12 protein-coding genes are annotated in these 13,823 nt (G+C 54.0%); 11 read left to right on the top strand and 1 reads right to left on the bottom strand.

Annotation, left to right across the window (positions count from 1 at the left end):
• Positions 1 to 51: 51 nt before the first annotated feature.
• From aroA to CWM66_RS04025, 11 genes are all read left to right on the top strand, one after another.
• On the top strand, positions 52 to 1,335 hold the full coding sequence (gene aroA, locus CWM66_RS04075; protein WP_071920561.1) for a 3-phosphoshikimate 1-carboxyvinyltransferase: 1,284 nt from the start codon (positions 52 to 54) through the stop codon (positions 1,333 to 1,335).
• Between the two features lie 167 nt (positions 1,336 to 1,502).
• Entirely contained in the window at positions 1,503 to 2,186 is a 684-nt protein-coding gene (gene cmk / locus CWM66_RS04070) for a (d)CMP kinase (RefSeq protein WP_007374140.1), read from the top strand.
• Between the two features lie 113 nt (positions 2,187 to 2,299).
• Entirely contained in the window at positions 2,300 to 3,973 is a 1,674-nt protein-coding gene (rpsA, locus tag CWM66_RS04065) for a 30S ribosomal protein S1 (RefSeq protein ID WP_017456188.1), read from the top strand.
• Positions 3,974 to 4,155: 182 nt separating this feature from the next.
• Positions 4,156 to 4,440 carry an integration host factor subunit beta gene (ihfB, locus tag CWM66_RS04060; protein WP_007374142.1) on the top strand — a complete coding sequence of 95 codons (285 nt, stop codon included), beginning with the start codon at positions 4,156 to 4,158 and terminating at the stop codon, positions 4,438 to 4,440.
• A gap of 213 nt (positions 4,441 to 4,653) precedes the next feature.
• On the top strand, positions 4,654 to 6,915 hold the full coding sequence (locus CWM66_RS04055) for a ComEC family protein (protein ID WP_107146262.1): 2,262 nt from the start codon (positions 4,654 to 4,656) through the stop codon (positions 6,913 to 6,915).
• A gap of 36 nt (positions 6,916 to 6,951) precedes the next feature.
• On the top strand, positions 6,952 to 8,700 hold the full coding sequence (gene msbA / locus CWM66_RS04050; RefSeq protein ID WP_079518169.1) for a lipid A ABC transporter ATP-binding protein/permease MsbA: 1,749 nt from the start codon (positions 6,952 to 6,954) through the stop codon (positions 8,698 to 8,700).
• Positions 8,697 to 9,674, top strand: coding sequence for a tetraacyldisaccharide 4'-kinase (gene lpxK, locus CWM66_RS04045; RefSeq protein ID WP_007374145.1), 978 nt, complete (start codon positions 8,697 to 8,699; stop codon positions 9,672 to 9,674). The genes msbA and lpxK overlap by 4 nt, the downstream gene beginning before the upstream one ends.
• Before the next feature lie 45 nt (positions 9,675 to 9,719).
• Positions 9,720 to 10,949, top strand: coding sequence for a winged helix-turn-helix domain-containing protein (locus CWM66_RS04040; RefSeq protein ID WP_107146261.1), 1,230 nt, complete (start codon positions 9,720 to 9,722; stop codon positions 10,947 to 10,949).
• A 53-nt stretch (positions 10,950 to 11,002) separates the two neighbouring features.
• Positions 11,003 to 11,185 (top strand): protein YcaR, encoded by a 183-nt coding sequence (ycaR, locus tag CWM66_RS04035; RefSeq protein ID WP_007374147.1) that lies wholly within the window; start codon positions 11,003 to 11,005, stop codon positions 11,183 to 11,185.
• Positions 11,182 to 11,928, top strand: coding sequence for a 3-deoxy-manno-octulosonate cytidylyltransferase (gene kdsB / locus CWM66_RS04030; RefSeq protein WP_007374148.1), 747 nt, complete (start codon positions 11,182 to 11,184; stop codon positions 11,926 to 11,928). The genes ycaR and kdsB overlap by 4 nt, the downstream gene beginning before the upstream one ends.
• A 135-nt stretch (positions 11,929 to 12,063) precedes the next feature.
• On the top strand, positions 12,064 to 12,957 hold the full coding sequence (locus CWM66_RS04025; protein ID WP_035885855.1) for a YcbJ family phosphotransferase: 894 nt from the start codon (positions 12,064 to 12,066) through the stop codon (positions 12,955 to 12,957).
• Here CWM66_RS04025 and elyC read toward each other — a convergent pair.
• The gene (gene elyC / locus CWM66_RS04020; protein WP_007374150.1) at positions 12,934 to 13,713 is read right to left on the bottom strand and encodes an envelope biogenesis factor ElyC; all 780 of its coding nucleotides are present in this window, start codon (positions 13,711 to 13,713) and stop codon (positions 12,934 to 12,936) included. The two genes, CWM66_RS04025 and elyC, sit on opposite strands and share 24 nt — an antisense overlap.
• Between the last annotated feature and the right edge of the window lie 110 nt (positions 13,714 to 13,823).

Here is a 13,823-nt window from a genome sequence, read left to right as displayed (position 1 = left end):
CCCCGCAGTTGGACTGCGGGGTTTTATTTTGTCTGTAGAGAGTAAAGTTTCATGGAATCCCTGACGTTACAACCCATCGCGCGGGTAGATGGCACCATCAATCTGCCTGGTTCGAAAAGTGTCTCAAACCGCGCTTTGTTGCTTGCCGCATTTGCCCGTGGCACTACCGTTCTGACCAATTTGCTGGACAGTGACGACGTGCGCCACATGTTGAATGCCCTCAGCGCGCTGGGAGTTCATTATACCTTGTCTGCCGACCGCACCCGTTGTGAAGTGACCGGCGTGGGTGGTCCGCTGCACTCTGCGGAAAAACTGGAGCTGTTTCTTGGCAATGCCGGAACGGCAATGCGCCCTCTGGCTGCGGCGCTTTGTCTTGGGGCAAACGATCTGGTGCTGACAGGTGAACCGCGCATGAAAGAGCGCCCGATTGGACACCTGGTTGACGCGCTGCGTCAGGGGGGAGCGCAAATCGATTATCTCGAGCAGGAAAATTATCCTCCTCTGCGCCTTCGTGGCGGTTTTACCGGCGGTGAGGTGAGCGTGGACGGTAGCGTTTCCAGCCAGTTCCTGACCGCGCTGCTGATGGCTGCGCCGCTGGCGCCGCAGGATACGGTTATCACTATCAAAGGCGATCTGGTCTCTAAACCTTACATCGACATCACGTTGCATCTGATGGAAACCTTTGGTGTGTTGGTGGAAAACCAGCACTATCAGCGTTTTGTGGTTCGCGGTGGTCAGCAATATCAGTCTCCGGGCCAGTATCTGGTGGAGGGCGATGCCTCCTCGGCTTCTTATTTCCTGGCTGCAGGGGCGATCAAAGGCGGCACGGTAAAAGTGACCGGGATTGGACGCAACAGCGTGCAGGGCGATATCCGCTTTGCCGACGTACTGGAAAAAATGGGCGCAACGGTGGTCTGGGGTGATGACTACATTGCCTGTACGCGCGGCGAGTTGAACGCTATCGATATGGACATGAATCATATCCCGGACGCTGCAATGACTATCGCGACGGCTGCGCTGTTTGCCAAAGGCACCACTACGCTGCGTAATATCTATAACTGGCGAGTGAAGGAAACAGATCGTCTGTTTGCGATGGCGACAGAGTTGCGCAAAGTGGGGGCGACGGTGGAAGAGGGTGAGGATTTTATCCGCATTACTCCGCCGGAAAAATTGCAGTTTGCGGAAATTGGTACGTATAACGATCACCGTATGGCGATGTGCTTCTCGCTGGTGGCGCTGTCGGATACGCCGGTTACCATTCTGGACCCGAAATGCACGGCGAAAACCTTCCCCGACTATTTTGAGCAGTTAGCTCGCATCAGTACGCTCGCGTAATCATCTTTGCTCCGGGCTGGTGTAAATCAGCCCGGCCAGCCGCACATTTATTCTACACTCAGCTTCAGACCCTTCTGTTATTCGCACGCAGTAGTAACGATTGTGTGCATTGCCGCGTATAATGCGCGGCGTTTACGTAACGATATGCCTTGAGTAAGGAGAAAAAGATGACGGCAATTGCCCCGGTAATCACCATTGATGGGCCAAGCGGTGCGGGAAAAGGCACGCTTTGCAAGGCAATGGCGGAAGCGTTGCAATGGCATCTGTTGGATTCAGGCGCAATTTATCGTGTGCTGGCGCTCGCTGCACTGCATCACCACGTCGATGTCTCCTCGGAAGAAGTGCTGGTTCCGCTGGCGGCGCATCTGGATGTGCGATTTGTCTCAACCGACGGAAATCTGGAAGTAATCCTCGAAGGTGAGGATGTCAGCAGTGAAATTCGCACCCAGGAAGTAGCGAATGCAGCATCGCAAGTGGCTGCGTTTCCGCGCGTGCGCGAAGCATTATTACGCCGCCAGCGCGCGTTTCGTGAAGCCCCGGGTCTTATCGCCGATGGCCGTGATATGGGGACGGTCGTTTTCCCCGACGCGCCGGTGAAAATTTTCCTTGACGCTTCTTCGGAAGAACGTGCGAATCGTCGCATGCTCCAGTTGCAGGAGAAAGGCTTTAGTGTTAACTTTGAACGCCTTTTGGCCGAGATCAAGGAACGTGACGATCGCGATCGTAATCGTCCTGTAGCGCCGCTGGTTCCCGCTGCTGATGCTTTAGTTCTGGATTCAACCAGTTTAAGCATTGAGCAAGTGATTGAGAAAGCGCTACAATATGCACGCCAAAAATTGGCTCTCGCGTAAGCGACCGAATTCGTAGTACCTGCTGCAATGGAATGTGAGCAGGCATGTGAAACAACCCCATCCGGCATGAAGCCAGGTGGACGTTAAATTGAAGAATCCTGAAGATTATCAATATGACTGAATCTTTTGCTCAACTCTTTGAAGAGTCCCTGAAAGAAATCGAAACCCGCCCGGGTTCTATCGTTCGTGGTGTTGTTGTTGCTATTGACAAAGACGTAGTACTGGTTGACGCCGGTCTGAAATCTGAGTCCGCCATTCCGGCTGAGCAGTTCAAAAACGCCCAGGGCGAACTGGAAATCCAGGTTGGTGACGAAGTTGACGTTGCTCTGGATGCAGTAGAAGACGGCTTCGGTGAAACCCTGCTGTCCCGTGAGAAAGCTAAACGTCACGAAGCCTGGATCACGCTGGAAAAAGCTTACGAAGACGCTGAAACTGTTACCGGTGTTATCAACGGCAAAGTCAAGGGCGGCTTCACTGTTGAGCTGAACGGTATTCGTGCGTTCCTGCCAGGTTCTCTGGTAGACGTTCGTCCGGTCCGTGACACTCTGCACCTGGAAGGCAAAGAGCTTGAATTCAAAGTAATCAAGCTTGACCAGAAGCGTAATAACGTTGTTGTTTCCCGTCGTGCAGTTATCGAATCCGAAAACAGCGCAGAACGCGATCAGCTGCTGGAAAACCTGCAGGAAGGCATGGAAGTTAAAGGTATCGTTAAGAACCTTACTGACTACGGTGCATTCGTTGATCTGGGCGGCGTTGACGGCCTGCTGCACATCACCGATATGGCATGGAAACGCGTTAAGCATCCGAGCGAAATCGTAAACGTTGGCGACGAAATCACTGTTAAAGTGCTGAAATTCGACCGCGAACGTACTCGTGTGTCCCTGGGCCTGAAACAGCTGGGCGAAGATCCGTGGGTAGCTATCGCTAAACGTTACCCGGAAGGCACCAAGCTGACTGGCCGCGTGACCAACCTGACCGACTACGGCTGCTTCGTTGAAATCGAAGAAGGTGTTGAAGGCCTGGTTCACGTTTCCGAAATGGATTGGACCAACAAAAACATCCACCCGTCCAAAGTTGTTAACGTTGGCGACGTAGTGGAAGTTATGGTTCTGGATATCGACGAAGAACGTCGTCGTATCTCCCTGGGCCTGAAACAGTGCAAATCCAACCCGTGGCAGCAGTTTGCTGAAACCCACAACAAGGGCGATCGCGTTGAAGGTAAAATCAAGTCTATCACTGACTTCGGTATCTTCATCGGCCTGGACGGTGGCATCGACGGCCTGGTTCACCTGTCTGACATCTCCTGGAACGTTGCAGGCGAAGAAGCAGTTCGTGAATACAAAAAAGGCGACGAAATCGCAGCTGTTGTTCTGCAGGTTGACGCAGAGCGTGAGCGTATCTCTCTGGGCGTTAAACAGCTCGCAGAAGATCCGTTCAACAACTACGTTGCACTGAACAAGAAAGGCGCAATCGTAAACGGTAAAGTCACTGCAGTTGATGCTAAAGGCGCAACCGTAGAACTGGCTGACGGCGTTGAAGGTTACCTGCGCGCTTCTGAAGCTTCTCGCGATCGTGTAGAAGATGCAACTCTGGTTCTGAATGTTGGTGATGACGTTGAAGCTAAATTCACCGGCGTTGACCGTAAGAACCGTGTAGTTAGCCTGTCTGTACGTGCGAAAGACGAAGCTGACGAGAAAGATGCTATCGCTTCTGTTAACAACAAACAGGAAGAAGGCAACTTCTCTAACGCTATGGCTGAAGCTTTCAAAGCAGCTAAAGGCGAGTAAGATCAAGAACCCGGAGTTATTTGCACGGTAACAGGACGAAAGTCACACAGTTGCCGTGCGAACGACGATGAGTTACTTGACAGATCACAGGATTCGTCCTGTAATCAATGACAAAGGGCGGCTACGGCCGCCCTTGTTAAAGCTATTAAGCGAATATTGCGTTGAAGGAAACCGGAGGAATCATGACCAAGTCAGAATTGATAGAAAGACTTGCAAGCCAGCAATCGCATATCCCGGCTAAAGCCGTGGAAGATGCTGTAAAAGAGATGCTGGAGCATATGGCCTCTACTCTTGCCCAGGGTGAGCGCATTGAGATCCGCGGTTTCGGCAGTTTTTCCCTGCACTATCGTGCACCTCGCACCGGGCGTAACCCCAAAACAGGCGATAAAGTGGATCTGGAAGGAAAATACGTTCCGCACTTTAAGCCGGGTAAAGAATTACGTGACCGCGCCAATATTTATGAGTAATTCTTAGCGAATAGCAAAGAATTACATGCGAGAAGGCACCTGAAAGGGTGCTTTTTCATTTTCTGCTTTTCTTTTCCTGAAGCAGCCTCGCACATTTTTGCTGGTGCGATGTAATGCGATAAAAAACCAACAATTCACGCCGCAAACCTGAAAACACACGAAAGAAAATCAAGCCAGAGCCCCGCATACTTCTGATCCAACAAGGAGGTATGCATGGCGTTATCTACATTAGCTGCATGCATCATATTGGGTATTTTACCGCTGCTGTGGTTGCCGGTATTACCCGATATCCGCAGTATTTGGTGCGTCATCATTAGTGGATGCCTGCTGGCATGCGTACGACCAAGGCTTTTACGCTATGGGGGCACCACGTTACTCATTTTTGCCTGGGGCGTTTTGAACGCAATGCAGGCACTTTGGCCAACGGTGAACCTTCCGGGAGCGAACCGTCAGGTTGAAGTCATTATTACCGAAACAGACAATATGACCCGCCATCAGGCGAAGATAGTGCGTCTTAATGGCAAGCGCTTGTTCCCGGCCGCTGGCATAACACTCTATGGGCAATACTTACCTGTCCCGGTCTGTACAGGGCAGCGATGGGTGATGACCGTTCGTGTACGTGCGATGCACGGTCAGCTCAACGACGGAGGGTTTGATTCTCAGCGCTACGCACTGGCAAGCCATCTTCCTCTTAGCGGCCACTTTAGCGATGCGCGGTTAATCGAGCCAACTTGTAGCTGGCGCGCTGATTATCTTCAGTCGCTGGTGCACACGCTTTCCCCTTATTCCTGGCGTCCGGTGATTCTGGCGCTGGGAATGGGAGAACGTTCAGCACTCGAAAGCCCGGTAAAAGAGATTATGCGCCAGACTGGAACCGCCCATTTAATGGCGATATCTGGCCTGCATATCGCTCTTGCCGCGATGCTTGGCGGCGTTGTTACCCGTGGAATACAGTTTTACTTCCCGGCCCACCGGATTAATTGGGCGTTGCCACTGCTCGCCGGAGTATTGTGTGCCATTGGATATGCATATCTTACAGGCTTACAACCCCCAGCATTGCGCACAGCCATTTCGCTTAGCGTATGGGCTACGCTACGTCTTTCAGGTCGGTTATGGTCGCCCTGGCAAGTCTGGCTCTGTTGTGTCGCAGCGATATTGTTTATCGATCCGATCTCCGTATTGTCATACAGCCTGTGGTTATCGGCCTTCGCGGTGGCAGCATTGCTGTTCTGGTATCAGTGGTTACCGATGCCAGCGCAGCAACACTGGCTTATACATAGCGGTATGAGCCTGGTCCATTTGCAAATTGGGATGACGTTATTACTGATTCCCTTACAATTATCTATGTTCCATGGAATCAGTCTGAGCTCGCTGGTCGCCAACCTGGTGGCGATCCCTCTGGTAACATTTGTCACCGTCCCCCTGATTTTAACGGGAATGCTGCTGCACTTGACCGGACCCCCGCTAATTGAGGAAGCCTGCTGGTATCTTGCGGACCAAACGCTCGCACTATTGTTTGCTTTTCTGCGATGGTTGCCCGCGGGATGGGTCAATATTGATGCGCGTTGGCAGGCAGCAGCCTGGGTACCATGGTTGATGCTGATCTGCTGGCGCTTGTCTCTGTGGTGTCGTATTCCTGCGCTGTGTCTGACTGGCCTGACGATGCTGTTATTACCGCTATGGCGGGCTGACCGGCAAGGGGAGTGGTCAGTACATATGCTGGATGTTGGGCAGGGGCTGGCAATGGTGATTGAACGCAATGGTAAAGCGATTCTCTACGATACCGGCGTTGCGTGGCCTGGAGGTGACAGTGGGCAGCAACTGATTATTCCGTGGCTGCGCTGGCACGCTTTGCAGCCCGAGGGCATCATACTGAGCCATGAACATCTGGATCATCGCGGTGGTCTGGCGTCCTTACTGAAAGCCTGGCCAGAACTGTGGGTACGCAGCCCATTAGGTTGGGCTGGCCACGCACCCTGTTTTCGTGGAGAGACATGGCAGTGGCAGGGGCTGACATTCAGCGCGCACTGGCCGCTACCGAAAGCGCAGATGCAGGGGAACAATCTCTCATGTGTCGTGAAGGTGGAGGATGGGAAACACAGTATCCTGCTAACCGGTGACATCGAAACGCAGGGAGAGATGGCAATGCTCAGCCGCTACTGGCAGCACCTACAATCTACACTTGTGCAGGTACCTCATCATGGAAGTAACACCTCGTCGTCTCTGCCTTTCTTGCAGCGGGTAGAAGGTAAGGCGGCAGTGGCGTCAGCATCGCGGTATAACGCCTGGCGCTTCCCTTCGCTAAAGGTCGTAAAACGTTACCGGGAGCAGGGATATCGCTGGTATGACACTCCGCACCAGGGGCAGATAACCATATCATTTTCTCCCCAGGGCTGGGAAATCCATAGCTTACGGGATCAACTTTTACCGCGTTGGTATCATCAGTGGTTTGGCGTCCCAAACGATAACGGGTAGAATATGCGGCTATTTCAACAAGTGCTGGTTTTCTGAATGCAGAACGATAAAGATCTCTCCACATGGCAGACATTCCGCCGACTATGGCCAACTATTGCGCCTTTCAAAACGGGTCTGATCGTGTCGGGGATTGCGTTAATCCTCAACGCAGCCAGCGATACATTCATGTTATCGCTGCTTAAACCGTTACTGGATGATGGTTTTGGTAAAACGGACCGTTCGGTGCTGCTGTGGATGCCGCTGGTGGTTATCGGGCTGATGATCCTCCGCGGTATCACCAGTTATATCTCCAGTTACTGCATTTCCTGGGTCTCGGGGAAAGTGGTGATGACCATGCGCCGCCGCCTGTTTAGCCACATGATGGGTATGCCGGTATCATTTTTTGATAAGCAATCGACTGGCACCTTGCTGTCACGTATTACCTACGATTCGGAACAAGTGGCTTCGTCTTCATCCAGCGCATTGATCACCGTGGTGCGTGAAGGTGCATCGATCATCGGCCTGTTCGTGATGATGTTCTGGTATAGCTGGCAACTGTCGCTGATCCTGATTGTGTTGGCGCCAATTGTTTCTGTCGCTATTCGCATGGTATCTAAGCGTTTCCGTAATATCAGCAAAAACATGCAGAACACGATGGGGCAGGTGACCACCAGCGCGGAACAGATGTTAAAAGGACATAAAGAGGTGCTGATGTTTGGCGGTCAGGAAGTGGAAACCCACCGCTTTGACAAAGTCAGTAACAAGATGCGTTTGCAGGGGATGAAAATGGTCTCTGCTTCCTCTATTTCCGATCCTTTGATCCAGTTAATTGCATCACTGGCGCTGGCATTTGTGCTTTATGCCGCCAGCTTCCCAAGCGTCATGCAGACGCTGTCGGCTGGTACGATTACCGTCGTCTTTTCTTCTATGATCGCCCTGATGCGTCCGTTGAAATCGTTGACTAACGTCAATGCTCAGTTCCAGCGCGGTATGGCGGCTTGCCAGACGCTGTTTGCTATCCTCGATAGTGAGCAGGAAAAAGACGAAGGAACGCGTGTTATCGAACGTGCTCGCGGCGATATTGAATTCCGCAATGTAACGTTTACTTATCCTGGCCGTGATACGCCAGCACTGCGCAATATCAACCTGACGATCCCGGCGGGTAAGACGGTTGCATTGGTGGGGCGCTCCGGGTCAGGGAAATCGACATTGGCCAGCCTGATCACGCGTTTCTACGATATTGATGAAGGGCAGATCCTGATGGATGGGTACGATCTGCGCGAATACAAGCTCACATCGCTGCGTGACCAGGTCGCGCTGGTCTCCCAGAACGTGCATCTCTTTAATGATACCGTTGCCAACAACATTGCCTACGCCCGTACAGATGTGTACAGCCGTGAGGAGATTGAGAAAGCAGCGAAGATGGCCTATGCCTTTGATTTTATAAATAAAATGGATGAAGGCCTGGATACAATAATTGGTGAGAATGGGGTGCTGCTTTCTGGCGGCCAGCGTCAGCGTATCGCGATTGCCCGTGCGCTGCTGCGTGACAGTCCGATCCTAATCCTTGATGAGGCCACGTCAGCGCTGGATACCGAATCTGAACGCGCGATTCAGGCTGCGCTAAATGAGTTGCAGAAAAACCGTACCTCTCTGGTTATCGCCCACCGCCTCTCAACCATTGAACAGGCCGATGAAATTGTAGTGGTGGAAGATGGCGGTATCGTTGAGCGCGGCAGTCATGCCGAGCTGCTGGAGCACCGTGGCGTTTACGCTCAGCTTCATAAAATGCAGTTTGGCGCATGATTGCACGTATCTGGTCCGGTGAATCCCCGCTGTGGCTACTGTTATTGCCACTCTCCTGGCTTTATGGCCTGGTGAGTGGCGCAATCCGTCTGGCTTATCGTCTGGGGCTGAAAAAAGCCTGGCGCGCCCCGGTTCCTGTGGTGGTGGTCGGTAACCTGACGGCCGGTGGTAACGGTAAAACACCGGTGGTTGTCTGGCTGGTTGAACAGCTTCAGCAGCGTGGTATCCGCGTGGGGGTAGTTTCGCGAGGTTATGGCGGGAAGGCAGAACGTTACCCGCTGTTACTGACGTCTGATTCCACCACGGAAGAGGCAGGTGACGAACCTGTGCTGATTTACCAGCGCACCGGTGCGCCGGTTGCGGTTTCTCCCAACCGCCGTGAGGCGGTGGAAGCCATTCTGGCACACCATTCCGTGCAGATAATCGTGACTGATGATGGCCTGCAACATTATCGCCTGGCGCGAGACAAAGAGATTGTGGTCATTGATGGCGTCAGACGTTTTGGCAATGGCTGGTGGCTTCCTGCGGGTCCGATGCGTGAACGCGCTTCACGTCTGAAGACGGTTGATGCGGTGATCGCCAACGGCGGCGTGGCAAGGTCGGGTGAGATCCCGATGCACCTGATTCCGGGGCTGGCAGTTAATTTGCGCACCGGTGAACGGCGCGAAGTACGCGAGCTGTCGCCTTGCGTGGCGATGGCTGGTATTGGCCATCCCCCGCGTTTTTTCGCTACGCTCAGTGAGTGCGGCGTGATGCCGGAGCAGACTTTTGCGCTCGCCGATCATCAGGCATTAACCCGGGCGGATGTTCAGGCGATGGTCAAACCGGGACAGACGCTGGTGATGACCGAAAAAGACGCGGTGAAATGTCGGTCCTTCGCTGAAGATAACTGGTGGTATTTGCCTGTGGACGCGCAACTGGAAGGCGAACAGGCGAACAAGCTGCTGCAGGAATTGCTTACTCTGGCGCGCTGACGATTGCTGCATCGGCTGCGCCCTGTTAACTGAACAGGAATACCCATGTCTGTGCCGCAACTCTCGTTAACATCTGCCCGTTATTTACATCTCGCCGCGCAAGGTTTACTGCGCAAACCAGCCAGACGTGCCACACCTTCCGATATCCTCTCTATGATCCAGCGCATGTCGCTGCTGCAAATCGACACTATCAACATTGTTGCCCGTAGCCCTTATCTGGTGCTGTTCAGCCGCCTCGGAGCGTATCCACAGCACTGGCTTGACGATGCGTTACGCCGCGGTGAACTGATGGAATACTGGGCACATGAAGCCTGTTTTTTGCCGCGTGATGATTTTGCTCTTATGCGCCACCGCATGCTGGCACCTGACAAGATGGGCTGGAAGTACCGTAAAGAGTGGATGCAGGAGCACGCTGAAGAGATTGAGCAGCTTGTTGCCCATATCGAGCAAAATGGACCGGTGCGCTCAGCCGATTTCGAACATCCGCGTAAAGGCACCAGCGGCTGGTGGGAGTGGAAACCTCACAAGCGTCATCTGGAAGGATTGTTTACGGCCGGGAAAGTGATGGTTGTCGAACGCCGTAATTTTCAGCGTGTCTATGATCTCACGCAGCGGGTGATGCCGCACTGGGATGATGAGCGGGACGTGCTGTCGCAGGAGGCCGCGGAGTACCGGATGCTGGAAAACAGCGCCCGCAGTCTCGGGGTGTTTCGCGCCCAGTGGCTGGCAGACTACTACCGTCTGCGTCAGCCTGCATTACCGTTGCTGCTGGAGCAGTTGCAGGAAGCCGGGCAAATTTATCCGATCAATGTTGAAACCCTGGGCCCAGCCTGGCTGCACGCCTCGCTATTGCCGCTGCTGGCAACGGCGCAGGAAGATAAACTCACCGCCACGCATAGCGCGGTGCTGTCACCGTTTGATCCGGTGGTCTGGGATCGCAAACGGGCAGAGCAGTTTTTCGATTTCAGCTATCGTCTGGAGTGTTACACCCCGGCGCCTAAGCGGCAATTTGGCTATTTCGTGTTGCCGCTGCTCCATTGCGGGCGGCTGGTTGGGCGTATGGATGCCAAGATGCACCGCAAAGAGGGCGTACTGGAAGTGATTGCGCTCTATCTTGAGGACGGGGTTAAGCCTGGCCGCACGCTGGAAAAGGGGCTGCAAAACGCCATTACGGAATTCGCTCGCTGGCAGGGGGCCCGAAGGATCACGTTTGCGCGTCTGCCGGATGGGCTGTTTTCAGCCTGCCGCAGCGGTCTGGAAATAGACGCGGTGTAAGAAATGAATGTGATAAGCTTAACTCATTAATTGTCGGTGTATCAGGAGGAAAGATGGATCACCGTTTGCTTGAAATTATTGCCTGTCCGGTATGTAACGGCAAACTCTACTACAGCCAGGATAAGCAAGAGCTAATCTGTAAAATCGACAGTCTGGCCTACCCGGTGCGGGAAGGCATTCCGGTCTTGCTGGAAACCGAAGCGCGTTCGTTAACTGCGGAAGAGAGCCGGCCATGAGTTTCGTTGTGATTATTCCTGCGCGTTACGCCTCCACGCGTCTGCCGGGAAAACCGTTGGTGGATATCAACGGCAAACCGATGGTGGTGCACGTGCTGGAACGCGCGCGTGAATCCGGCGCCGATCGCATCATTGTGGCAACGGACAACGAAGAGGTAATGCGCGCGGTGCAGGCGGCTGGCGGCGAAGTCTGCATGACCCGCGCCGATCACCAGTCCGGAACCGAGCGTCTGGCCGAAGTGGTTGAAAAATGTGGCTTCAGCGACGATACGGTGATAGTGAATGTCCAGGGCGATGAGCCGATGATCCCGCCAGCGATTATTCGTCAGGTGGCTGAGAATCTCAGCATTCGCAACGTTGGTATGGCAACGCTCGCCGTACCCATTCACAGCGCGGAAGAGGCGTTCAATCCCAACGCCGTTAAAGTGGTGATGGATGCCGAAGGTTATGCGCTGTACTTTTCCCGCGCCACGATCCCGTGGGATCGTGACCGTTTTGCGCTTTCCTGCGAAACGATTGGTGACACCTTCCTGCGCCATATCGGCATTTATGGCTATCGCGCCGGGTTTATCCGCCGCTATGTCAGCTGGCAAACCAGCCCGCTGGAGCAAATCGAAATGCTGGAGCAGCTTCGCGTGCTCTGGTATGGCGAGAAGATCCACGTTGCCGTGGCAAGCGTTGTGCCGGGTACGGGGGTGGATACACCAGACGATCTTGAACGCGTCCGTCAGGCGCTGCGTTAAGCCTTTCATCCCCTCTGTCCGGAGGGGATTTTCCGTTTCCCGCCAAATTCCTGCGCTGTTTTGATCTTACCAGGGTGACATCCGTCCTGCGGGCGCTCATTATAAAAGCAGTCGTTTTTGTGAGGGCATTCTGCTATGGAACAACTGCGCGCTGAACTGAGTCATCTGCTGGGAGAAAAATTGAGCCGCATGGAGTGTGTCAGCGAAAAGCCTGATTCTGTACTCTGGTCGCTGTATGACAGCCAGGGAAATCCGATGCCACTGCTGGCCCGGAGTTTCTCTACGCCAGGCATTGCTCGCCAACTGGCCTGGAAGATCTCAATGCTGGCAAGGAGCGGTGCAGTGCGGATGCCGGTGGTATACGGGGTGATGACACATGAAGAACATCCCGGCCCCGATGTGTTGCTGATTGAGCGTCTGCGCGGCGTGCCTGTTGAAGCCCCGACGCGCACGCCGGAGCGCTGGGAACAGTTAAAAGATCAGATTGTTGAGGCGCTGCTTGCCTGGCACCGTCATGACAGCCACGGCTGTGTCGGCATGGTCGACAGTACCCAGGAAAATATCTGGCCGTCATGGTATCGCCAGCGCGTGGAGGTGCTGTGGACGACCCTCAATCAATATCAGAATACCGGGCTAACCATGCAGGACAAACGGCTGCTGTTCCGCACCCGCGAATGCCTGCCCGCGCTGTTTGACGGTTTCAATGATAACTGCGTACTGGTGCACGGCAGCTTTAATTTGCGCAGTATGCTGAAGGATGCCCGCAGCGATCAGCTACTGGCGATGGTGGGGCCTGGCATTATGCTGTGGGCGCCCCGTGAATATGAGCTGTTTCGTCTTGTCGATGGGCCGCAGGCGGAAGGGTTGCTCTGGCATTATTTACAGCGCGCGCCAGTGGCGGAGCCTTTCCTTTGGCGGCGCTGGCTCTATTTGCTCTGGGACGAAGTGGCGCAACTGGTGAACACCGGCAGATTTAGCCGCGCCAATTTTGATCTCGCCTCGAAATCACTGCTCCCCTGGCTGGTCTGAACTGCCTTTCAGCCACTGCCAGATACGCCCCAGCGTTTCATAACCTACCCGGTCGCTGTGCATCAGCCAGACCGGGGAAGGAATAATGCGCTCCCACGGATTCAGCGGCGACTCAATCGCCATCTGGTTTGCCGGCGCGGGGAGCGGATGCAGCCCTGCATGCTGGAAGAAAATCATCGCTCGCGGCAAATGGGATGCGGAGGTCACCAGCAGAAATGGCGCATCGCCGATGGCCTTCTTCACCGCCGCCGCTTCTTCTTCCGTATCTTTTGGATCATTCAGCGTGATGATTTCGCTGCGCGGGACGCCAAGGCTTTCCGCCACACGCGCACCAGCTTCTGCCGTGCTGACCGGATTGGTTTTCGCTGCCGCGCCGGTAAAGATCAGTTTCGCGCCCGGATTGGCCTGCCAGAGGCGAATCCCTTCATTCAGACGGGGCAGACTGTTATTAATCAGGTTTGAGCTGGGCGCCCAGGCATCATTCCAGGTGTAACCGCCGCCGAGGACGACGATATACTTCACCGGCTGTGTGCCGCGCCAGGTGGGATATTTCGCTTCGATAGGTTTTAGCAGACCATCCGCGACCGGTTGCAGGCTTAACAGCAGCAAAACCAGCCAGCCGAAAGTAATACATGTCTTACCCGTTTTCTGCCAGCGGCTGAACCAGACAAGCATAACCCCCAGCCCGATCACCAAAAGCAAAAAAGGCAGGGGAAGCAACAGGCCGCCCAGGAATTTTTTTAGGGTGAAAAGCACCGGAACCGTCTCCTTTTTGAGCATACAGCAAGTGATTTCAGCCGATCTTACACCAGATGGGTTCATTCTCGTCACGGCTGTGACAAAATAGCTGTTTTGCCAAAAGCGTG

Source organism: Kosakonia sp. H7A, assembly GCF_003028445.1.
Lineage (GTDB): Bacteria > Pseudomonadota > Gammaproteobacteria > Enterobacterales > Enterobacteriaceae > Kosakonia > Kosakonia radicincitans.
The sequence above is the reverse complement of the archived record's forward strand: the minus strand, read 5'-3'. Positions and strand labels throughout refer to the sequence as shown.

Excerpts from the sequence above, each read along its gene's own strand:
- aroA (WP_071920561.1), top strand. The coding sequence starts at position 52 with ATGGAATCCCTGACGTTACAACCCATCGCGCGGGTAGATGGCACCATC.
- cmk (WP_007374140.1), top strand. The coding sequence starts at position 1,503 with ATGACGGCAATTGCCCCGGTAATCACCATTGATGGGCCAAGCGGTGCG.
- rpsA (WP_017456188.1), top strand. The coding sequence starts at position 2,300 with ATGACTGAATCTTTTGCTCAACTCTTTGAAGAGTCCCTGAAAGAAATC.
- ihfB (WP_007374142.1), top strand. The coding sequence starts at position 4,156 with ATGACCAAGTCAGAATTGATAGAAAGACTTGCAAGCCAGCAATCGCAT.
- CWM66_RS04055 (WP_107146262.1), top strand. The coding sequence starts at position 4,654 with ATGGCGTTATCTACATTAGCTGCATGCATCATATTGGGTATTTTACCG.
- msbA (WP_079518169.1), top strand. The coding sequence starts at position 6,952 with ATGCAGAACGATAAAGATCTCTCCACATGGCAGACATTCCGCCGACTA.
- lpxK (WP_007374145.1), top strand. The coding sequence starts at position 8,697 with ATGATTGCACGTATCTGGTCCGGTGAATCCCCGCTGTGGCTACTGTTA.
- CWM66_RS04040 (WP_107146261.1), top strand. The coding sequence starts at position 9,720 with ATGTCTGTGCCGCAACTCTCGTTAACATCTGCCCGTTATTTACATCTC.
- ycaR (WP_007374147.1), top strand. The coding sequence starts at position 11,003 with ATGGATCACCGTTTGCTTGAAATTATTGCCTGTCCGGTATGTAACGGC.
- kdsB (WP_007374148.1), top strand. The coding sequence starts at position 11,182 with ATGAGTTTCGTTGTGATTATTCCTGCGCGTTACGCCTCCACGCGTCTG.
- CWM66_RS04025 (WP_035885855.1), top strand. The coding sequence starts at position 12,064 with ATGGAACAACTGCGCGCTGAACTGAGTCATCTGCTGGGAGAAAAATTG.